The following is a 20,768-nucleotide window of genomic DNA, read 5'->3' as shown; positions in this document are numbered from 1 at the left end:
TTCTTTTCGGTCACTTGATTGACCGCTTGGATTTTGAATTCTTCGGGGTAACGCGGGTTGCTCATGGCACCTCCTAATTGGCCTCAGTTTAAGGCAAAGAGATGTCTACGAAACCCGGGGCGATTCAAACATCGAGCCCACGATTCTGCGTGTCCGCCATTCCGGGTCCTTCGACCGTTGTCTTGTGTGCGATGCCATCCGAAAACAGCAAGTGATGGGGTATGCCTGGCGTGGGGCGATGTTATTCGGTTATGTTAAAAAATGTTAGATGAAAAAATAACTTCACATAATCTGATCATTGGTGGATTATCTGCTCAATCCGCATGACAACCTGAAAACAACATAAAACAGGATTGCGACGATGTTCGAGACTACGCCCAGCCGCCTTGTCGCCGCTTCTCCTGTGGCTGGCACCGCCATCACCATCGATCCAGTCTTTCCCCTCTCTGCACACGTGGACAATGCCCTGCGCCTTTACGGTCAGGCCGTGCCCGCAGCTTTTCTCTGGAGTACCCCATGAATAACAAGAATGTCGGCGTAATCGGTCTGGGCGCGATGGGACTGGGCATTGCCCGTTCGCTGTTGCGCAGCGGCTTCAACGTGCATGCCTGTGACGTGCGCGAAGCCGTCACCACGCAATTTGCCAGCGAAGGCGGTGTGGCTTGCACTTCACCGGCTCACATGGCCGGTGAGTGTGATGTGATCATCACCGTTGTGGTGAATGCCGAGCAGACCGAAACCGTGTTGTTCGGTGAAGGTGGCGCCGTGGCTGCATTGCGCCCGGGGAGTCTGGTGATTGGCTGTGCCACTGTCGCACCGACCTACGCGGTGGAACTGGGGCAACGCCTGGATGAGAAAGGCTTGCTGTACCTGGATGCGCCGATCTCCGGTGGCGCCGCCAAGGCTGCGGCGGGCGAGATGACCATGATGACGTCCGGCCCGGCTCCGGCCTACGCCAGGGCCGATGCGATCCTGGCGGGCATGGCCGGTAAGGTCTATCGCCTGGGTGATGTTCATGGCCTGGGTTCCAAGGTCAAAATCATCAATCAATTGCTGGCCGGCGTGCACATCGCCGCCTCCGCAGAGGCGATGGCCCTTGGGTTGCGCGAAGGGGTGGATGCCGATGCGCTGTATGAAGTGATCACCCACAGCGCCGGTAATTCGTGGATGTTCGAAAACCGCGTACCGCACATTCTCAAGGCGGACTACACGCCTTTGTCCGCCGTCGATATTTTCGTCAAGGATCTGGGCCTGGTTCTCGATACCGCGCGGGCCAGCAAGTTTCCGCTGCCGTTATCGGCAACGGCACATCAGATGTTCATGCAAGCTTCCAGCGCGGGTTTTGGCCGCGAGGATGACTCGGCCGTGATCAAGATCTTCCCGGGCATTGAGCTTCCGAAAGCCAAACCTGAATCCGTTTGAGGGCCGTGTCATGACTACTTCCATCGCCCGCCCGTTGCTGGGGTGCATCGCCGATGACTTCACTGGCGCCACGGATCTGGCCAATATGCTGGTACGCGGAGGCATGCGCACGGTGCAGAGCATCGGTATTCCCGGCAACGAAGTCGCCGCCGGGCTCGACGCCGACGCCATTGTGATCGCACTGAAATCCCGCACCATGCCGACCCAAGACGCTGTCGCAGAATCCCTGGCGGCGTTGAACTGGTTGCGAGAGCAAGGTTGCGAGCAGATTTTCTTCAAGTATTGCTCCACGTTCGATTCCACAGCCGCCGGGAACATCGGCCAGGTCAGCGAAGCATTGCTCGAGGCGCTGGGCAGTGATTTCACCCTGGCCTGCCCGGCATTCCCGGAGAACGGGCGAACCATCTTTCGCGGCCACTTGTTTGTGCAGGATCAACTGCTCAGTGAGTCGGGGATGCAGCACCATCCGCTGACGCCCATGACCGATGCCAATCTGGTGCGTGTTCTGCAATCCCAGACCACCCTGAAGGTCGGGTTGCTGCGCTACGACAGCATTGCACTGGGCGCTGAACACGTACGCGGGAAAATCGCCGAATTGCGGGCGCAAGGTATTGGCATGGCTATCGCCGATGCATTGAGCGATGAGGACCTTTACACCCTGGGCACGGCCTGTGCCGACCTGCCTCTGCTGACCGGTGGTTCGGGCCTGGCGCTGGGGCTGCCGGAAAACTTCCGTCGCGCAGGCAAGCTGAGGCATCTGGATGCGTCGTCATTGCCCACGGTGTCGGGAGGTGAAGTGGTCCTGGCGGGGAGTGCCTCTGTCGCGACCAATGGGCAAGTTGCTGCGTGGCTTGAATCAGGCCGCCCGGCCCTGCGCATTGACCCGTTGGCCCTGGCAGCCGGAGAGCCGGTTGTTGCCCAGGCGCTGGCTTTCGCCAGGGATCATGGGCAGACCGTATTGATCTATGCCACCAGCTCGCCGGACGAGGTCAAGTCGGTGCAACAGCAACTGGGTGTCGAGCAGGCTGGCAGCCTGGTAGAGCGCGCCTTTGGCGACATTGCCAAAGGTCTGCTGAGCACTGGCGTGCGTCGCTTCGTGATCGCAGGCGGTGAAACCTCGGGCGCGGTGGTGCAGGCGTTGGGGGTGCAACTGTTGCAGATCGGGGCGCAGATCGATCCGGGCGTGCCTGCCACGGTCAGCAGCACCGATGAGCCTTTGGCGCTTGCGCTCAAGTCGGGCAATTTTGGTTGCCGGGAATTTTTCGACAAGGCTTTGAAGCAACTGGCCGGAGGTGCGCAATGAGCCGCGAAGCCGCATTGCGCGAGGAAATTTGCGACGTGGGTCGCAGCCTGTATCAGCGCGGCTACACCGTGGGCAGCGCTGGCAATATCAGCGCCCGTCTTGACGATGGGTGGCTGATTACCCCCACCGATGCCTGCCTGGGTCGTCTCGATCCAGCGGCCATCGCCAAGGTCAACCTCGCGGGAGAGTGGGTGTCCGGTGACAAGCCGTCGAAAACCCTGGCCCTGCATCGCCAGGTCTATGACCGCAATCCAGGCGTCGGGGGTGTGGTGCATACCCATTCCACCCATCTGGTGGCATTGACCCTGGCCGGGGTATGGCATCCGGATGACATTCTGCCGCCGTTGACGCCTTACCAGGTGATGAAGGTCGGGCACATTCCATTGATCGGTTATCAACGGCCGGGCTCCCCAAAGGTGGCCGAGCAAGTCGCGCAACTCGCCAACAGCGTGCGGGGCGTAATGCTCGAACGGCTCGGCCCGGTGGTCTGGGAAAGCTCCGTATCCAAGGCCAGTTATGCCCTGGAGGAGCTTGAGGAAACGGCACGACTGTGGCTGATGAGCGACCCGCGTCCGCAGCCGCTGGATCAACTCGCCCTGGATGAATTGCGAGAAGCGTTCAACGTTCACTGGTAGGGCCGATACACCGCTAATGCAGGCTATGCCCGGGAGCAGCAGTGCTACTCCTGTGGGGAGCGGCTTGCCTAAAACAATAACAACAGGACTTGACCTCATGGCATACGATCACCGTATCACTCATGTTTTAAGTGGCATTCGCCCACCCATCGTTCAACCTGGAGCGCGGCAGTCATGAGCCCGTTCATTCTGATGTTGACTGCCGGAGCCGGGATCGCGCTGTTGCTGTTCCTGGTGCTCAAGTACAAGTTTCAACCTTTCGTGGCCCTGATGCTGGTCAGCATTCTGGTGGCATTGGTGGCCGGGGTGAAACCGGCGGATCTGGTGGCAACCATTGAAGGCGGCATGGGCAAGACCCTCGGTCACATTGCGATCATCATCGCGCTGGGCGCAATGATCGGACGGATCATCGAGCTTTCCGGCGGTGCCGAGGCGCTGGCCAAGACGTTGATGGAGCGCTTCGGCAACCGTCGCACGCCGTTGGCGCTGACGGTTGCCGGTTTTATCATTGGTGTACCGGTGTTCTTCGAGGTCGGGGTGATCATTCTGATGCCGCTGGCTTACGGAGTGGCGCGCAGAGCGCGTAAACCGCTGCTGGTGTTTGCGTTGCCGATGTGCGCGGCGCTGCTCACCGTGCATGCTTTTTTGCCACCCCATCCGGGTGCTGTCGCGGCGGCAAGCCAGTTGGGGGCTGACCTCGGTCGTGTGCTGATGTTCGGCCTGCCGATCACGGCCTTCCTGTGCTACGTCGGCTACCGGGTGGCCGGGCGCATGACGCGCCGCTTCTACCCGATGAGCGATGACATTCGCGCTGAAGTCTATGGCCCGCATGTGACCAACGAAGACTTGGCGGCATGGACCAATGGCCAGTCAACCGACACGGTAAAAGCGGCTGTCGCCGAGACCCACATGGGGCTGGAGGAATCCACCAGCAGTATCGTCTCCAAGCTGCCGCCGGCACCGCCGCCCGGCTTTGCACTGATTTCAGGCCTGATCCTGTTTCCCATCGTGCTGATCCTGCTGGGTACCCTGGCTAACTCGTTGCTGCCCCCGGAATCGACCTTGCGCGGGATCATGACCGTGCTCGGCGCACCGCTGGTGGCGCTGTTGCTGGACACCTTGCTGTGTGCTTGGCTGCTCGGCTCGCGCCGTGGCTGGAGCCGCACCCAGGTTTCTGATGTCATCGGTTCGGCTCTGCCCGGCGTGGCCATGGTCATCCTGATTGCCGGTGCAGGGGGTGTATTCGGCAAGGTGCTGGTCGACACCGGGATCGGCGCGGTGGTCTCCGACATGTTGCGTACCACCGGGTTGCCCGTGCTGGCCCTGGGGTTCCTGCTGACCATGTTGCTGCGTGCGGTACAAGGTTCGACCACTGTGGCGCTGGTGACTACCGCGGGTATCATCAGCCCGCTGATCGTCACCCTTGACCTGACGCCCAACCACATGGCGCTGCTGTGCCTGGCCATGGGCGGTGGCGGGTTGGCCATGTCGCACATCAACGACGCGGGTTACTGGATTTTCACGAAACTGGCCGGGCTCAACGTCGCGGACGGTTTGCGCACCTGGACCGTGATCACGACGTTGCTGGGCACGCTCGGCTTCTTGATCACGCTGGTGATCTGGCCATTTGTCTGACCCATTTCCCAAGGAGTTAACATGCCTCGTTTTGCTGCCAACCTCAGCATGCTGTACCCGGAGCACGCTTTTCTGGATCGTTTCGCCGCGGCGGCGGCCGATGGTTTTGAAGCGGTGGAGTATCTGTTTCCTTACGACTACAGCGCCCAGCAACTCAAGCAGCGCCTGAGCGACAACGGCCTGGTCCAGGCCCTGTTCAACGCGCCGCCCGGTGACTGGGCGGCGGGAGAGCGGGGCATTGCAACCTTGCCGGGCCGCGAACATGAGTTTCGCTCGGGCTTCGACCGCGCGCTGGAATACGCCGCGGTCCTGGGCAACAGCCGTATCCATGTGATGGCGGGGTTACTGCCTTCGCCAGCCGAGCGAGCACGCCACCATGGCGTGTACCTGGAAAACCTCTCGTACGCGACGGCTCAAGCGAGCCAGGCGGGCATCACCGTGTTGCTGGAGCCGATCAATACGCGAGACATGCCCGGGTTTTTCCTCAACCGCCAGGATCAGGCCCACGCCATTTGCAAGGAGGTGGGCGCGGCCAATCTCAAGGTTCAGTTCGACTGCTATCACTGCCAGATAGTGGAAGGGGACCTGGCCACCAAGCTTCGTCGCGACTTTGACGGGATCGGTCACATTCAGATTGCAGGTGTGCCTGATCGTCATGAGCCCGATTTGGGGGAGCTCAATTACCCGTTCCTGTTCGACCTGATGGACGAGTTGGGCTATGACGGCTGGGTCGGCTGCGAGTACCGCCCCAAGGGAGACACTTCGGCGGGGCTGCAGTGGCTGCGGGAGTGGAGAGCGCGCTGATCAGGTATTCACTCAAGTGATTTCTGCCTCTGTGGGAGCGGGCTTGCTCGCGATGATCGTTAACGATGACGCGTATTGACTGAGTCAATGCGCCCCTCTGAAGACCATCGCGAGCAAGCCCGCTCCCACAATTGCAGCCAGTACCAGCGCTGTTTGTCAGGCCGGCTTTTGATCGCCCGGTAACAAGAGTTCGATACCCTGCTTGCGAATCCCGTCGGCTGCCGCGGCCGCAAGGGCATCATCGCTGATGATGATGTCGAACTGCTCAAGCCCCGCGATCTTGTACATGCTGAACGTGCCGTACTTGGAGCTGCTGGCGATCAGCACCACTTGCGAGGCTGAATGCATCGCCACCTGCTTGACCTCCACCTTCAACGCCGAAGGCGTGGTGATGCCGCGGCGCAAATCCCAGGAACTGGTGGAAATAAAGGCGACGTCCGTGACTATCTGGCGCAAGGTCGCGACGGCCAGGTTGCCGACACAGGAATGGTTGGAGTGATCAAGCTGCCCGCCGGTATGAATGACCGTCACCTGGGGGGCGTCCAGCAAGGCTTGAACCACGCCAAAATCGTTGGTCACTACGGTCATGCCCGTCAATGCCTTCACATAGGGCACAATTTCCAGCGTGCTGGTACCGGCATCCAGGTACACCGTCATGTCGGCATGCAGAAGTCGGGACGCGAGCCTGGCCATGGCTTGCTTTTGCGGCAACTCGACCACTGCCTTGAGCTGATGACTGGGCTCGCTGTGCAGCTGGCTGGCAATCCGTACACCACCCGTTACCGAATAGGCGCGCCCCTCTTGCTCCAGCAAGGCGATATCGCGGCGTACCGTCATGTGCGAGCAGTCGAACATCTCCATCAACTGATGAACACTCAGTATCTGGTGCTTGCGCAACTGTCGCAGGATCAGCTCGCGGCGCTGGTCAGGAATCACCGGTGCGGTGCTTGGGGCTGCGGTGTCCTTTTGGCTGGGCATTCGGTGCTCCAAGGGGGTAGGGCTGCGTGTTTCGCATGTGCGTGCATAGTAGCGAATCCGCTGCCTGATCAGTAGTGCCAGGGCTCAATGAACGTGTGGATTTTCAGGGAGATAATGATGAATCAAAGATATGGTTTTTATCCTCCAGGCCGGGAAAATTGCCCTGGATGGCTCGACGGTCAAGAATGCCTGCCAGTGACTGTTGCAACGTTTGAGGCAAAAGTGGCCACTACGTTTCAGTACGTATAGATACACTGCGCGGGTCACCGATTCGCGACAAGCCTGTTTAATGAGTGATGTCCGTAAAACAAAAAAGTGAAGGAACTTCTTTTGATCAATACCCTGCTTGCCAAGAACAACCACGCCCGTGTTATTGGTTTATCGGCCCTTGCCCTCTTGATCGGGGGCTGCAGCAGCGGATACCAGCCACCTGATAAAGCCTCCGAATTGCCCCCTGCACCCGAGATATCCTCGGGCTTTCGGGCTGGCATGGCGCCCGTGCATGCAACCCGTCACATGGCCGCGGCAGCCAATCCATTGGCAACCGCTGCAGGGCAGCAGATGCTGCGCAAGGGTGGATCGGCAATTGATGCGGCCATCGCCATGCAAGCCGTGCTCGCATTGGTAGAGCCCCAGGCAAGCGGCATCGGCGGCGGTGCGTTCATCGTGTACTGGGACGGCAAGCGGGTTCAGGCCTTTGATGGCCGGGAAACGGCCCCGGCAGGTGCCACCAGCCATATGTTCATGGGTAAAGACGGCCAGCCGATCCCTTTTACGCAGGCCCAGATCGGCGGGCGTTCGGTGGGCGTGCCGGGGGTGCTCAGAGCGCTGGAAATGGCCCATCAGCAACATGGCAAACTGCCTTGGCGTGACCTGTTCCAGCCTGCCATTGAACTGGCGCGCGAAGGGTTTCCTGTCTCCAAACGCCTGCATACCCAAATCACCGCCGACCCCTTCATCGCCGCTTCACCGCAAATGGCCAAGTACTTCCTGACGGACCAGGGGCAGCCTTTGCCGGTCGGCACACTGCTTAAAAACCCTGAGTTGGCCCAGACCCTGGATGCCATCGCTACACGCGGGGCAGACGCCTTCTACCAGGGCGTCGTGGCGCAGGGGATGGTGGATCAGGTCAGGTCCCACACCAACCCGGGAACCCTGTCCCTGTCCGATATCAGCAGTTACCGGGCCATAGAGCGTCAGCCAGTGTGCGGTGACTATAAACAGTGGAAAGTCTGTGGCATGCCGCCGCCGTCTTCAGGTGGCGTTGCCGTGCTGCAGACCCTGGGGATTCTCGAAGCCCTGCAAAACAAATCGCCCGCGCTGGATCTGGCCACCCTGCAACCCGTTCCGAGCAAGACCGGAGCAGGCCTGGAACCTGCGGTTAGCGCCGTACACCTGATCTCGGAGGCCGAGCGTCTTGCTTACGCCGACCGGGCGCTGTATCTGGCAGATAGCGACTACGTGCCGGTCAATGTGAAAGGGCTGACCGATAAAGCGTATTTGCAGACCAGGGCATCTCTTGTCGGCGAGCGAAGCATGGGGCGCGCCCAGGCGGGGACTCCAGCAGGGGTGAACCTCGCGCTGGCACCGGATCGATCACCACTGCGTATTTCCACCTCGCAAATTGCAGCCGTTGACGATCAGGGCGGCGCTATATCGATGACCACTTCGGTTGAAGCTGCATTTGGCTCACATGTGATGACCAACGGCTTTATCTTGAACAACCAGCTGACTGATTTCTCCTTTGTCCCTGAGGAAAACGGCAAGCCGGTGGCCAACCGTATCGAGCCGGGCAAGCGACCTCGTTCTTCAATGGCCCCGACACTGGTATTCGATCGAAAAAGCGGCGAGCTGATTGCCACCATTGGTTCTCCGGGTGGCTCCCAGATCATCGAGTATGTGAACAAGGCGGTGATTGGCCTGGTGGACTGGAAACTCGACCCTCAGCAGGCGATCAATCTTCCCAACTTTGGTAGCCGCAACGTGGGCACAGAAGTCGAGGCCGGCCTTGTCAGCCCGGCATTGGTGCAACAGTTGAAGGATCGAGGGCACGATGTGTCCGTCATCGAGATGACCAGTGGCACCCAGGTTATCGTTCGCGATCAACAAGGCTTGGCCGCCGGTGCCGACCCGCGCCGTGAAGGCACTGCATTGGGGGACTGAGCCAGCGCCCACAGGTCTGGTGATGCCCTTGATGGCAGAGTCAATGTGGGAGCGGGCTTGCTCGCGATGCGGGCGCTGGGGTCTGTCAGTCAAACCGCAGGGATGCCATCGCAGGCAAGCCAGCTCCTACAGGTCTAGTGATGCCTTTAATGGCAGAGTCATGTGGGAGCGGGCTTGCTCGCGATGCGGGCGCAGGCGCAGTTCAGGCCTGCGCCTGCCAGGCCTGTGGCGGTACGAAGCTTTCGAGTTCGTCCTCCACGACCTGGATGATGTGCCCCAACTGGCCCAGGCTCATGACCGTGGCGCAGGGGATGCCGGCAATCGCAATCACGGTCTCGCCACTGGCGCGGTCAAACAGTCGGGCGATCATGCTGCTCGGCGCGTCCATGGTCGCCTCGAAGCCCATCGGATGAAAATGCCAGCGCATCAGTTGGCAGGCGTTCGGGAAGGTGACTTTATTGATGTTTCCCTGCGAGTACATAGAGCAATTCCTTTAGCTCAAGTTGTGGCTGCGGCACGATTCTGGCCGCGTGTGTTTGCACGTGTTTCGAGCTCAAAGCTAGCATCCAACACTGATAGCGATAAGCCTTATTTTGCCCGTTAGCCGATTGAGTGCTCAGGTTTTGATATGAATCATGCACTTAGGCTATTTATCTCCTGCCGATGGCCATTGAAGCCTGCGCACAAACTCGGCACTCTCTGTTTTTTGCCTTCGAGCACTCTATGTCAGCCCCAGACGACGGCCCCGAGCACACCCGCGCCACTGGCGAAACCGTGATGCGTTATCACCTGTGCTGGAAGCATCGGGACCTTGATGGAGTCATGGCGCTTTATCATCCCGAGGTGACCTACAACGATTTTTTCCAGAATCGGGTCATGGTCCTCGATGAACTGCGCGAGTATGTGCAGTCGTCCATGCCCAGAGAACCGGATGAAGCACTCGAACACAGCGATCGTATCCGCCTGGATGGCAATACCGCCTTTATCCAGTACCGCATGACCCTGCGCGGCAGCCAGGGCCTGGTGTCCTTCCGGGCCAGCGAAGCCATTACCGTGCGTGACGGGCTGATCTGGAGGGTCAATGAGTACGCCTCTCTGGTTCACGAAGCCGCCGCTCATTGTGCACGTCCGGGATCGTTTCGGCCTGCGGTCAGCCGCCTTGGGCTTTCGGCCCGGCAATTGAGCTTCATGGCCCAGGACCTGCAAACCTATTTCGAACGCCAGCAACCCTGGCTCGATCCCGACCTGGACCTGCAACAAGTGGCCAAAGCGTGCGGCTACACCCGCAATCAGATGTCCTATCTGCTCAATCAGGTGCTGGGGCTCAGCTTTTATCGGTATGTGAATCAGGCACGGCTGCGCCATGTACTGGCGGCGATGGATGTGGCCGCAACCCCTGTCAAAGTCGATGAGCTGGCTTTTTCGGCGGGGTTCAACTCGATATCAGCGTTTTACAGCTGTTTTCGCCAGCACACCGGGCAATCGCCCAAGGCCTACGCCAAACAAATTTCTTTGCGGGCACGCACGCAAGACGCGCCAGAGGCCAACGACTAGGATCGAGCCATTCTTGGATCGGTGTGGAGTCGGTAATGCCAGCATGGCGCTCAATCAGTTTGTGGATGGACCAGCTTGGGGAGGAGCTCGTACCTCGCCCGTCCCTTGAGCACGACCTGGATGTCGATGTGGTCATTATCGGCGCCGGTTACACCGGACTCTGGACGGCGTATTACCTCAAACGCCATGCCCCTGAACTGAGTATCGCCATCGTTGAGGCGCAAACAGCAGGCTTTGGCGCTTCCGGACGTAACGGTGGCTGGTTGATGGGCAACTTGCTGGGTGAAGACCGCTTGCTCGCAGGCCTGTCTGTGGAGCAGCGGCGCCAATCCTTCGATTTGCTGCACGGCATTCCCGATGAAGTAAAGAGCGTCATTGATCGCGAAGGGATCGACTGTGACTACCGCAAAGGGGGCGGGCTGTATTGCGCGGCCCGCTATCCGGAGCAGGAAGCCAGCTTGCGCAGCTATCTGGCGAGCCTTTATGCCGAAGGCCTGGACGAGTCCGATTACCGTTGGTTAAGCCCCGCCGAGCTGGCACAGCAGATCCGCGTCGCCAAACCCTATGGCGGGATTTTCACACCCCATATTGCAACCATTCACCCTGCCAAACTGGTACGCGGCCTGGCCCGTGCCGTTGAACGCATGGGGGTGAAGATTTATGAACAAAGCCCGGTCACCGAATGGCGCGCAGGTTTTGCCCGCACTGCCAGGGCCCAGGTCCGCAGCCGGTGGGTGGTGCCAGCCGTGGAAGGCTACGCCAACACCCTGGCCCCTCTGGGGCGTTATCAATTGCCTGTGCAGAGCCTGCTGGTGGCTACCGAACCCTTGTCGCAAGCCACTTGGGACGGCATCGGCCTGTCCCGGGGCCAGGCCTTCAGCGAAAGCAGCCGTCAGGTCACCTACGGCCAGCGCACTGCGGACAACCGCCTGGTGTTCGGGGCCCGGGGTGGCTATCAGTTTGGCGGGCGCTTGCGTGAGAACTTTGATCTGAGCAAGGACGAAGTCGAACTGCGTCGCTATCTGTTTGGCGAACTGTTCCCGCAGCTTAAAGACGTCGAGATCACTCACGCTTGGGGCGGCAATCTGGGGATGTCGCGACGGTTTCAGCCGCACATGCTCTGTGATCGCCAGCAGGGCATTGCGTTGGCCGGTGGGTACGGTGGAGAGGGGGTAGGCGCCAGTCATTTGGGCGGGCGCACCCTGGCAGACCTGATTTTGCAGCGCGATACCCTTGAGGTCAGGCAACCGTGGGTGCTGACCGAAGGCGGTCTCGGCGCACTCAAGGCCTGGGAGCCCGAGCCGTGCCGCTGGCTGGGCTACAACGCGATCATTCGCAGCTTTGTGTACGAAGACAAAACCCTGGCCAATCCGGACAGCCCGCCCTGGCGTCGGCAATTTGCCAGCCGCATGGCCGGGTTTATGGAAGGTTTCATGCATTAACCAACACTTGCGCTTAACAGGAAGCATCCCATGAGCATCACTCAGTTCAAAAATACCGCCCACGTGGCCTTGCACGAGTCTTTCCCTGTCGCCGTACCGCTCGGTACGCCGGTGGCGGTGACGTCAGTCACCTGTGTCGAACGTAGCGACGGTGTCGAAACCGGCATCTGGGAATGTACCCCGGGCCGCTGGCGTCGCCAGATCGTGGCGCAAGAGTTCTGTCACTTTATCCAGGGCCGCTGCACCTTCACCCCGGATAACGGTGAACCCCTGACAATCGAAGCGGGCGATGCACTGATGTTGCCTGCCAATAGCACCGGAATCTGGGACATCCAGGAAACCGTGCGCAAGACCTATGTATTGATCCTTTGATCGCCGAAACCTGCCAATAAAAACAGCTGCCCAAAATATGCAAGGAATCGAATCATGATCCGTATGACCCTGTTGCCCCTGATGCTGGCCGGTACGCTGTGTCAGGCCGCCGAAACTGTGAAGGTCTATAACTGGTCGGACTACATTGCTCCCGACACGATGAAGAACTTCCAGCGCGATACCGGTATTACGTTCAGCTATGACGTGTTCGACAGCAACGAGACGCTGGATGGCAAGTTGATGACGGGCTCATCGGGTTATGACGTGGTGTTCCCATCCAACCACTTCATGGCGCGGCAGATCCAGGGCAAGGCCCTGAAGAAACTCGACAAGAGCCAGTTGCCGAACTGGAAGAACCTCAACCCGGTGCTGCTCAAGGCGCTGCAGGTCAATGATCCGGGCAACGAGCACGGGTTTCCCTACCTGTGGGGCAGCACGGGGATTGGCTACAACATCGCCAAGGTCAAGGCCGTGTTGGGTGACGATGCGCCGGTGGATTCCTGGGACTTGATCTTCAAGCCCGAAAACATGGAAAAGCTCAAATCCTGTGGCGTAGCCATTCTCGACAATGGCCCGGAAATCCTGCCCGCGGCGCTCAACTACCTGGGCTTGCCCCATCACAGCAAGAACCCGGCCGACTACAAGAAGGCTGAAGAGTTGCTGCTCAAGGTCCGGCCCTATATCAGCTACTTCCATTCATCGAAGTACACCAGTGACTTGGCCAACGGCAATATCTGCGTGGCAGTCGGCTTTTCGGGAGACATTCTGCAGGCCGAAACCCGGGCCAAAGAAGCCAATAACGGCGTCGAAATCGGCTACAGGATTCCCAAGGAAGGTGCCGCCATCTGGTTTGACATGGTTGCCATGCCCAGCGACGCACCGGACGAAAAAGCGGCCTATAGCTTTATGAACTACCTGCTGCGCCCGGACGTGATGGCCGGTATCACCAACCATGTGCATTACGCCAATGGCAACGAGCAGGCAGATGCCTTGGTCAGCCCTGAAATCAAGGCTGACACCAAGGTCTATCCAACCCCTGAAATGATGGACACGTTGTTTGCGCTGGAGGCCATGCCGCTGAATATCGACCGGGTACGCACCCGTATCTGGACCAATATCAAAAGCGGCAAGTGATTAGCGCAGTGTTTGCGGGTTAACCAGGTTGGCCGGGCGATCACCGGCCAATGCCGCCAGCAGGTTATCGACCGCACAGCGCGCCATTGCTTCGCGGGTCTCGAACGTGGCCGAACCGATATGCGGGGTGGCCACCACGTTATCCAGTTTCAGCAAGGGCGAGGTCAGTTCCAGCGGTTCGCGCTCGAATACGTCGAGCCCGGCAGCCCGTATCTGGCCGTTTTGCAAGGCATGAATCAGCGCCGCTTCGTCCACCACCTTGCCCCGCGAGATATTGATAAAAATGCTCTCGGGGCGCATCAGGGCAAATTGCCCGGCACCGATCAGGCCTTCGGTCTTAGCGGTCAGGGGCAGGGTCAGGCAGATAAAGTCGGCTTGCTGCAACAACTCATCCAGGCTGCGGTATTGCGCGTTGAAGCGTGCTTCAACAGCGGGCTTGGGCGAGTTGCTGTGGTAAATCACCGGCATCCCGAAGCCAAAGTGGCCGCGTTGGGCCAGGGCTTCGCCAATGCGGCCCATGCCGATAATGCCCAGGGTCTTGCCATGCACGTCGGTGCCGAAATGCTCGGGGCCGACGTTTTTTTGCCATTGGCCATTACGCACCATATTGGCCAGTTCCACCACGCGGCGGGCGCTGGCCAGTACCAGGGCGAAGCCGGTGTCTGCGGTGGTCTCGGTGAGCACGTCAGGAGTATTGGTGAGCTGAATTTTACGTTCGGTCAGGTAATCGATGTCGTAATTGTCGACACCCACCGAGACGCTGGACACCACTTCAAGATCTGGCGCCAGATCCAGCAACTGCGCGTCCAGCTTCAGGCTTGCACCCAGTATTCCCTGGGCCTGGGGCAGGGCGGCACGCAATGTGTTCATGCCGTCGGCGTCCAGGCGCTCGATCAGCGTGACATTGGCGTGGGCTTCAAGGCGCTGCATCAGCGCCTGGGACAGTTCTTTGTAGAGCACGACATTCTTTTTCAAGGGAATCACCAACGTTGAATTCAAGAGTGGGCCAGGCGTTGCGAAGTACTGTGGTGCGGCGCAGCAGGGTCTTTGGCAGCGGGTTTGAGCATCAGTGTCAGGAGCACCGAAATCATCAGGGCACCGCTCATCAACAAGAAGGATGCGCCGGTGGAGCCGGTGGAGCTGTTCAGATAGCCAACCAGGTACGAGCCTGCAAATGAGCCCAGCGCGCCCATGCTGTTAATCAGGGCCATAGCGCCACCGGCCACGTTGGAGGGCAGGATTTCCGGGATGATGGCGAAAAACGGGCCATAGGGTGCGTACATGCAACCACCGGCGATCACCAGCAATGCGTAGGACCACCAGAAGTGTTCGGCGCCCAGCATGTAGGATCCGTAGAACGCGATAGACGCGATCAGCAGCGGTGGCCAGACAAAGCGTTTGCGCTTTTGCAGTTTGTCCGAGCCCCAGGACACCACCAGCATGGCGATGACCGCCGCCAGATACGGCAGAGCAGAAAGCCAGCCCGCTTCGATCATGTCCATCTGTGCGCCCTGCTTGAGGATCGACGGCAGCCACAGCACAAAGCCGTACACGCCGATACTCCAGCAAAAGAACTGCAAGGCCAGCAGGATAACGGCCGGTGTACGGAACGCAGCTGCGTAGTTTTTCACCGGCTTCATGCCAACTTGCTCGGCATCCAGCGCGCTTTGCAGGTCCACTTTCTCCTGGTTGCTCAGCCATTTGGCTTCGCTTGGACGGTCATCGGCCAGGCGCCACCAGATAAACGCCCAGAAGACTGCAGGCAGGCCTTCGACAATAAACATCCAGCGCCAGCTGTAATGCTGTACCAGATAGCCAGAGACCACCGACATCCAGAGCATGGTCACCGGGTTGCCCAGGATCAGGAAGGTGTTGGCGCGTGAGCGTTCGGCACGGGTGAACCAATGACACAGGTACACGAGCATCGCCGGCATCACGGCGGCTTCAACCACCCCGAGCATAAAGCGGATAGCGATCAGCCAGTAGGCGTTGGAGACCACGCCGGTCAGCGTGGCGAGGCTGCCCCAAAGGATCAGGCTGACAAAAATCAGCTTTTTGACGCTGTTTCTCTGGGCGTAGATGGCACCGGGTACTTGGAAGAAGAAATACCCCAGGAAGAACAGAGCGCCCAGCAATGACGACAGGCCTGGGGTGATATTGAGGTCTTCGGCCATCCCGGAGGCAGCGGCGAAGCCGTAGTTGGCTCGGTCAAGGTACGCCAGGCTGTAGGTGATAAACACGATCGGCATGATGTACCACCAGCGACGGGCGGCGAGTTTTAGCGATTGCATGTGGGGTGCTCCTGAGCTTGTTTTTGTTTTTTCGCAGCAGGTTACAAATGAAGCCAATGACGGTGTTTAAAGGGACGCGGGCAGCGCGCTGTAGGTGTTCAGTTCGGCACGGGTCGGCAAACCCTCCATGTCGCCACGGCTCTGTACGGCACGGCTGCCGATCCAGTTGCCCCGTTGTACGGCCTGGGCAAATCCGAGGTTTTCCAGCAAGGCACTGACCACCCCGACGGCAAAGCCATCACCGGCACCGACGGTGTCAATGACGTTGGCCACGGGTACGGCCGGGATAAATTGTTCATCCTGGGCCGTGCGATAGAACGCGCCTTTGGCACCCAGTTTGATGATCACTGCTTCCGCACCCTGGTCGAGGTAGAACGCGGCAATATCAGCCGGGTCGTCGTAGCCGGTCAGTATCCGGCCTTCGCTCAGGCCCGGCAGTACCCAGTCGGCACAGGCGGCGAGGGCGTTGATGTCGCGGATCATCTGTTGCTCGCTGGCCCACAGCGAAGGTCGCAGATTGGGGTCGAACGACACGCTGCTGCCTGCGGCGCGCATCGACTTCATCAAATCGAAGGACAACGCATTGCAGCTCGGCGAGAGTGCAGGGGGAATGCCGGTGGCGTGCAAATGCCTGGCACTGAGCAACTGCGCACTGAGCGCAGAACTGTTCAGGTGACTGGCGGCCGAGCCGCGACGGAAGTATTCGACCTGCGGGTCGCTGCCATCATCGACGCGGGACTTGAGCTGAAAGCCGGTCGGGTTCAGCGGATCGATTTCAACATGCTGGCAGTCCAGGCCTTCGGCTTGCAGCGTGTCGAGTACAAAACGCCCAAGGGAGTCGGCGCCTACGCGGCTCAGCCAGGTGACATTGAAACCCAGCCGGGCAAGGCCTATGGCTACGTTGCTGTCAGCCCCGGCGATGCGCTTGTGGAACTGCCCGACTTGCGCCAGATCACCGGTGTACTCGGCGACCAGCATGGCCATGGTTTCGCCAAACGACAACACATCAACCTTAGACATGGCTCAGCTCCTGTTGCTTCTGGCTCAAGCGGGCCAGCACGGCAACATGGGCCTGGGTCAGGCCGTCGAGATCCGCGCCCTGCAGCGGATATTCGATGGCACGGGTCAGGCCGTGGGGCATGTGGGTCATCAGGTGTTGCCACTGTTGCAAGTCGATGGCAGTCGGTGGCGTTGCGACCAGCTTGCCGTCCGGGCGACGGACCACGCCTTTGCAGTGCAGGTAAGTGACGTATCGGCCCAGCAGGCGGGCAGCGGTGTTGGCCGACTGGTCCTGCCACTGCCAGTTGCCGATATCGAACGTCATGCTGATGGGCGCTTGCTGCTGCTCAACCTGATCGAAAAAGCGCTGCATGGGTTCAATGCGGCCGCCGTAGGAGGTCTGGTCGTTTTCCACCAGCAGACGCACCGGTTGCTGGTTCAGGCAGGCTGCGAGGTTCTGCATGTCACAGTGTTCAGTGAAATAGCCCAGCGACACCTTCAGCCATTGGGCGCCGAACGCGTGGGCCCGCTTAAGGGTGGCGAGCAGTTGGGTATTGGGGCGTGATTGCCCGGCTTCCCACAGTTCCAATGGCGAGGAGAACACGCACTCCAGCCCCAGTTGCTGTACGGACTGGCTAAAGGCTATCGGGTCTTCTGTGGTCAACAGTTCTTCGCGCAACTCGATGCGGGACACGCCAGCATTGGCCAGCAACTCAATGAAACTGTGTTGTCCGCGCTGGCGAACCAGATCGGCGCCGTAGCTCGACAGGCTGATGGAAACGGGAAATGTCGTCATTGTTATTAATCTCTGAAACCGGTTTCATTTTATTGTGCGTTAAACGGCTGGTCACCGGTTCATGGGTTACCAGCCGCTGAAGTGTCAGGCCGTCAGGGGGTGTGTCGAGCCGCGAATAATCAATTGCGCAGGAAAATCCAGCGCCCGTGGCGGTGACGTGTCACCGCTCAGGCGCTTAAGCAGGCAGTCAAAGGCACTGGCGCCGATCTGTTGCGTGGGCTGGGCCAGTGCGGTGATGCCGCTGCCCACCAACGGGAACCATTCCAGGTCATCGAGGGCAATCAACCCTACGTCTTCGAACAACCGGCAGTTCAACTCGCGCAACACCTGGGTGCACGCCAGTGCGGCGAGGCCGTTGGCGCAAAAGATCGCCTTGGGGCCGTGGCCGGTTGTTTGCAGGAAGGTCTGGATGTCGGCGCGAAGGCCCGGGCCGGTCTTGAGCACGGCACCACGAAGGGCAGGGCGTGCGGCCAGTTGCCCGGTAAAACTGCTGATACGCTCGATCCGGGAACTGGTACCGTCAACCGGTTCACTGACCATCAGCACATCGCGATAACCCTGCTGATCAAGATGCTCCAGCGCCATGCGCACCGCCTCGGGGTTATCGAGGCCCACCAGGTCGGTGTGCAACTGCTCCACTTTGCGGTCGATCAGCACGATGGGCATTTCCTGATGCAGCGCTTGCAGCGCGTCAGGGTCATGGCCAAGGGTATTAAGGATCAGGCCTTCGATATTGTAGGCACGCAGAGCTGCCAGGTGCTGGCGCTCCTGCTCGTCATTACGGTCGGTGTTGCAGACGACAAGGTTGTAGCCATGCAGGCGGCAGGCGGTTTCGACGCCGTGCATGACCGCAATGGAATAGGGGTTGCGAATATCGGCCACCAGCATCCCGATCAGTCGGGTGCGACCGCGTTTCAGGCCGCGGGCCATTTGATTGGGCCGATAGCCCAGATCATTGATTGCCCGCTCGATACGCTCGGCGATGGCTTCGGACAGCAAGGCGCGGTCTTCGCCAATGAAGCGCGACACGCTGGCCTTGGACACTCCGGCCCGCTGGGCAACATCGAGCATGGTCACGCGGGTGCGCTGGGCTGCTGAAAAACTGTTCACGGCCTGAAACCTTTTATTTGAGTTATCGCAGGCGGTTTCGCGGCAAAGCGCTGAAACCGGTTTCATGGAAACTCAAATGCCCCGTTGGCGTCAAGTGACAATGGTCTCAGAAGCTCGTAAAACCGGTAAACACGATGTGCCTGAATTTCCAGGTTGTCTGGTTTTACGATTGCTTCGTCGCATTGGCGCACCAAGCCGATCGCAGCCTCGCTGCGCTCTTCAGCGGCTACAGTGCGCCAATGCGGTGTTCTGAATACAACTTGCCAGTCACGACGAAAACTTATCAACACGCGACATTGTGTATATAACAATCGACAACTGGAAGTGGTTCGAAAGTTATATGATGATTGTTATATCAGTGCACTTCTGGCCCTTATTGGAGACGGACGAGAAGCCGGTTAATTTAACTTTTTTGAATTTAGACCCTTCAGTCAGTTGGTGGCCGTTTGCGGATCAAAAAATACTTTCGCTCAAACATTCAATGTTTCCGGTAACTTCCGCCGTTTGCGCAAATTAGCCGGAAAAAGTGCTGGACTAAATATTTAAGGATGTGTCAGCTTCTGCCGGCCATATAAAGGCGAGTGATAGGACGATCTCGCCAAGGGGTCGTCGATGTCTGTCAAAATTTTCTACGGCTAAACAAGGAAATGTTTAAATGTCGAAACTTAAAGAGAAAGTGGCACTGTCTGTCGGCCCGACCCAGTCGGCAACTGGCAGCAGTTCCGTCTTCACTCAAATTGATAACTTCAGTCATTTCTATGATCGCGGCAATCACCTGGTCAATGGCAAACCTTCGTTCACCGTCGATCAGGCGGCCGATCAACTGACCCGCTCCGGCGCCAGTTGGCATGACCTGAATGGCGACGGCGTGATCAACCTCACGTACACCTTCCTGACAGCGCCACCGGTTGGGTATGCCACCCGCGGACTTGGGACCTTCAGCCAGTTCTCCGCAGTGCAAAAGGAACAGGCCAAGCTGTCACTGGAGTCCTGGGCAGACGTCGCCAAAGTGACCTTCACCGAGGGGCCGGCATCCCGTGGTGACGACGGTCACATGACGTTCGCCAACTTCAGTGCAAGCAACGGCGGTGCGGCGTTTGCCTATCTGCCAAACAGTGCGCGCAAAGGCGAGTCGTGGTACTTGATCAACAAGGACTATGACGTCAACAAAACCCCGGGCGAAGGCAATTACGGCCGTCAGACCCTGACCCACGAAATCGGCCACACCCTGGGGCTGTCGCACCCCGGCGACTACAATGCCGGCAATGGCAACCCGACCTACCGCGACGCGGTTTATGGCGAAGACAGTCGTGCATACAGCGTCATGAGCTACTGGAGTGAAAGCAACACCGGTCAGCACTTCACCAATAGCGGCGAAGGTGCCTACGCATCGGCCCCGTTGCTGGATGACATTGCAGCGGTGCAAAAACTCTACGGCGCCAACCTTGAAACCCGCGCCGATGACACCGTTTACGGTTTCAACGCCACGGCAGACCGTGACTTCTACAGCGCGACGTCAGCCAGCTCCAAGCTGATCTTTGCGGTGTGGGACGGCGGCGGCAATGACACCCTCGATTTCTCCGGCTTCACTCAAAACCAGAAGATCAACCTGACTGCAGGTTCGTTCTCTGACGTGGGCGGGATGACCGGCAACGTGTCGATTGCACAGGGCGTGACAGTCGAAAACGCGATCGGCGGCTCGGGTAATGACCTGCTGATTGGCAACAGTGCCGACAACGTGCTCAAGGGTGGGGCCGGCAACGACGTGCTCTACGGCGGTGGCGGTGCTGACACGCTCTGGGGGGGCACCGGTGCCGATGTATTTGTGTTTGGCGCGGTGTCAGACTCTGCACCCAATGCCGCCGATACCCTCATGGACTTCCAGTCCGGTATCGACAAAATCGACGTTTCGGCCATCACCAAACTGGCCGGGCTGAACTTTGTCGATGCCTTCACCGGGCGTGCCGGCGAGGCGATCGTGAGCTACGACAAAGCCAGTAACCAGGGCCACTTTGCCGTCGATTTCAGCGGCCATGCGGTCGCTGACTTCCTGGTCAGCACCGTGGGTCAAGTGGCAACTTACGACATCGTCGCGTAAGCCTGCCGGTACAGGAGCAGCGCGCAAGCGCT

At 59.3% G+C, this 20,768-nt stretch carries 18 protein-coding genes; 11 read left to right on the top strand and 7 right to left on the bottom strand.

What is annotated here, in order from left to right; all coding sequences use genetic code 11:
* The first annotated feature begins 504 nt into the window (after positions 1–504).
* From ltnD to otnI, 5 genes are all read left to right on the top strand, one after another.
* The gene (ltnD, locus tag AACY07_RS16900) at positions 505–1,422 is read left to right on the top strand and encodes an L-threonate dehydrogenase (RefSeq protein WP_257622890.1); all 918 of its coding nucleotides are present in this window, start codon (positions 505–507) and stop codon (positions 1,420–1,422) included.
* A gap of 10 nt (positions 1,423–1,432) precedes the next feature.
* A complete protein-coding gene (otnK, locus tag AACY07_RS16895) occupies positions 1,433–2,725 on the top strand; it encodes a 3-oxo-tetronate kinase (protein WP_339476272.1) in 1,293 nt (430 codons plus the stop codon).
* Complete coding sequence (gene otnC / locus AACY07_RS16890) at positions 2,722–3,360, top strand: 3-oxo-tetronate 4-phosphate decarboxylase (RefSeq protein WP_339476270.1); 639 nt, start codon at positions 2,722–2,724, stop codon at positions 3,358–3,360. The genes otnK and otnC overlap by 4 nt, the downstream gene beginning before the upstream one ends.
* 174 nt (positions 3,361–3,534) lie before the next feature.
* Entirely contained in the window at positions 3,535–4,995 is a 1,461-nt protein-coding gene (locus AACY07_RS16885) for a GntT/GntP/DsdX family permease (protein WP_133078018.1), read from the top strand.
* Between the two features lie 21 nt (positions 4,996–5,016).
* The gene (gene otnI, locus AACY07_RS16880; RefSeq protein WP_339476269.1) at positions 5,017–5,799 is read left to right on the top strand and encodes a 2-oxo-tetronate isomerase; all 783 of its coding nucleotides are present in this window, start codon (positions 5,017–5,019) and stop codon (positions 5,797–5,799) included.
* A 156-nt stretch (positions 5,800–5,955) separates the two neighbouring features.
* Here the strand turns inward: otnI and AACY07_RS16875 are convergent, their stop codons facing one another.
* Entirely contained in the window at positions 5,956–6,777 is an 822-nt protein-coding gene (locus tag AACY07_RS16875) for a DeoR/GlpR family DNA-binding transcription regulator (protein WP_133078020.1), read from the bottom strand.
* A gap of 330 nt (positions 6,778–7,107) precedes the next feature.
* Between AACY07_RS16875 and ggt the strand changes: the two genes are divergently transcribed.
* On the top strand, positions 7,108–8,940 hold the full coding sequence (ggt, locus tag AACY07_RS16870; protein WP_339476268.1) for a gamma-glutamyltransferase: 1,833 nt from the start codon (positions 7,108–7,110) through the stop codon (positions 8,938–8,940).
* Between the two features lie 202 nt (positions 8,941–9,142).
* Here ggt and AACY07_RS16865 read toward each other — a convergent pair whose 3' ends face one another.
* Positions 9,143–9,421, bottom strand: coding sequence for a DUF1652 domain-containing protein (locus tag AACY07_RS16865; RefSeq protein ID WP_219261837.1), 279 nt, complete (start codon positions 9,419–9,421; stop codon positions 9,143–9,145).
* Between the two features lie 242 nt (positions 9,422–9,663).
* Between AACY07_RS16865 and AACY07_RS16860 the strand changes: the two genes are divergently transcribed.
* The 4 genes from AACY07_RS16860 to AACY07_RS16845 are packed head-to-tail and all read left to right on the top strand — an operon-like array spanning position 9,664 to position 13,442.
* Positions 9,664–10,494, top strand: a complete 831-nt coding sequence (locus tag AACY07_RS16860) for a helix-turn-helix domain-containing protein (RefSeq protein ID WP_339476267.1) — start codon at positions 9,664–9,666, stop codon at positions 10,492–10,494.
* Positions 10,495–10,529: 35 nt separating this feature from the next.
* A complete protein-coding gene (locus AACY07_RS16855; protein WP_339476266.1) occupies positions 10,530–11,936 on the top strand; it encodes an NAD(P)/FAD-dependent oxidoreductase in 1,407 nt (468 codons plus the stop codon).
* 30 nt (positions 11,937–11,966) lie between these two features.
* A complete protein-coding gene (locus AACY07_RS16850) occupies positions 11,967–12,308 on the top strand; it encodes a cupin domain-containing protein (RefSeq protein WP_133078025.1) in 342 nt (113 codons plus the stop codon).
* 54 nt (positions 12,309–12,362) lie between these two features.
* Positions 12,363–13,442 carry a polyamine ABC transporter substrate-binding protein gene (locus tag AACY07_RS16845; protein ID WP_339476264.1) on the top strand — a complete coding sequence of 360 codons (1,080 nt, stop codon included), beginning with the start codon at positions 12,363–12,365 and terminating at the stop codon, positions 13,440–13,442.
* Here AACY07_RS16845 and AACY07_RS16840 read toward each other — a convergent pair whose 3' ends face one another.
* The 5 genes from AACY07_RS16840 to AACY07_RS16820 form a co-directional block, all read right to left on the bottom strand.
* Entirely contained in the window at positions 13,443–14,417 is a 975-nt protein-coding gene (locus AACY07_RS16840) for an NAD(P)-dependent oxidoreductase (RefSeq protein WP_339476262.1), read from the bottom strand.
* A gap of 20 nt (positions 14,418–14,437) precedes the next feature.
* A complete protein-coding gene (locus AACY07_RS16835; RefSeq protein WP_219261840.1) occupies positions 14,438–15,733 on the bottom strand; it encodes an MFS transporter in 1,296 nt (431 codons plus the stop codon).
* 66 nt (positions 15,734–15,799) lie between these two features.
* Positions 15,800–16,753, bottom strand: coding sequence for a sugar kinase (locus tag AACY07_RS16830; RefSeq protein WP_339476260.1), 954 nt, complete (start codon positions 16,751–16,753; stop codon positions 15,800–15,802).
* Positions 16,746–17,528: a sugar phosphate isomerase/epimerase family protein gene (locus AACY07_RS16825; protein WP_339476258.1), complete on the bottom strand. Its 783-nt coding sequence runs from the start codon at positions 17,526–17,528 to the stop codon at positions 16,746–16,748. The genes AACY07_RS16830 and AACY07_RS16825 overlap by 8 nt, the downstream gene beginning before the upstream one ends.
* An 84-nt stretch (positions 17,529–17,612) precedes the next feature.
* Positions 17,613–18,638, bottom strand: coding sequence for a LacI family DNA-binding transcriptional regulator (locus AACY07_RS16820; RefSeq protein WP_339476256.1), 1,026 nt, complete (start codon positions 18,636–18,638; stop codon positions 17,613–17,615).
* A gap of 655 nt (positions 18,639–19,293) precedes the next feature.
* Between AACY07_RS16820 and AACY07_RS16815 the strand changes: the two genes are divergently transcribed.
* Positions 19,294–20,736: a serralysin family metalloprotease gene (locus AACY07_RS16815; RefSeq protein WP_339476253.1), complete on the top strand. Its 1,443-nt coding sequence runs from the start codon at positions 19,294–19,296 to the stop codon at positions 20,734–20,736.
* The last annotated feature ends 32 nt before the right edge of the window (positions 20,737–20,768 follow it).

Origin of the sequence: Pseudomonas sp. RL_5y_Pfl2_69, from assembly GCF_963970465.1 — a bacterium.
In the GTDB taxonomy this organism is placed as follows: domain Bacteria; phylum Pseudomonadota; class Gammaproteobacteria; order Pseudomonadales; family Pseudomonadaceae; genus Aquipseudomonas.
This window is presented reverse-complemented; position numbering and strand designations above follow the sequence as displayed.

Bases quoted from the DNA above. Each gene is read 5' to 3' on its own strand.
- AACY07_RS16835 (WP_219261840.1), bottom strand. From the start codon at position 15,733: ATGCAATCGCTAAAACTCGCCGCCCGTCGCTGGTGGTACATCATGCCG.
- AACY07_RS16845 (WP_339476264.1), top strand. From the start codon at position 12,363: ATGATCCGTATGACCCTGTTGCCCCTGATGCTGGCCGGTACGCTGTGT.
- AACY07_RS16855 (WP_339476266.1), top strand. From the start codon at position 10,530: ATGCCAGCATGGCGCTCAATCAGTTTGTGGATGGACCAGCTTGGGGAG.
- AACY07_RS16860 (WP_339476267.1), top strand. From the start codon at position 9,664: ATGTCAGCCCCAGACGACGGCCCCGAGCACACCCGCGCCACTGGCGAA.
- AACY07_RS16875 (WP_133078020.1), bottom strand. From the start codon at position 6,777: ATGCCCAGCCAAAAGGACACCGCAGCCCCAAGCACCGCACCGGTGATT.
- otnK (WP_339476272.1), top strand. From the start codon at position 1,433: ATGACTACTTCCATCGCCCGCCCGTTGCTGGGGTGCATCGCCGATGAC.
- otnI (WP_339476269.1), top strand. From the start codon at position 5,017: ATGCCTCGTTTTGCTGCCAACCTCAGCATGCTGTACCCGGAGCACGCT.
- otnC (WP_339476270.1), top strand. From the start codon at position 2,722: ATGAGCCGCGAAGCCGCATTGCGCGAGGAAATTTGCGACGTGGGTCGC.
- AACY07_RS16885 (WP_133078018.1), top strand. From the start codon at position 3,535: ATGAGCCCGTTCATTCTGATGTTGACTGCCGGAGCCGGGATCGCGCTG.
- AACY07_RS16825 (WP_339476258.1), bottom strand. From the start codon at position 17,528: ATGACGACATTTCCCGTTTCCATCAGCCTGTCGAGCTACGGCGCCGAT.
- AACY07_RS16815 (WP_339476253.1), top strand. From the start codon at position 19,294: ATGTCGAAACTTAAAGAGAAAGTGGCACTGTCTGTCGGCCCGACCCAG.
- AACY07_RS16830 (WP_339476260.1), bottom strand. From the start codon at position 16,753: ATGTCTAAGGTTGATGTGTTGTCGTTTGGCGAAACCATGGCCATGCTG.
- AACY07_RS16865 (WP_219261837.1), bottom strand. From the start codon at position 9,421: ATGTACTCGCAGGGAAACATCAATAAAGTCACCTTCCCGAACGCCTGC.
- AACY07_RS16850 (WP_133078025.1), top strand. From the start codon at position 11,967: ATGAGCATCACTCAGTTCAAAAATACCGCCCACGTGGCCTTGCACGAG.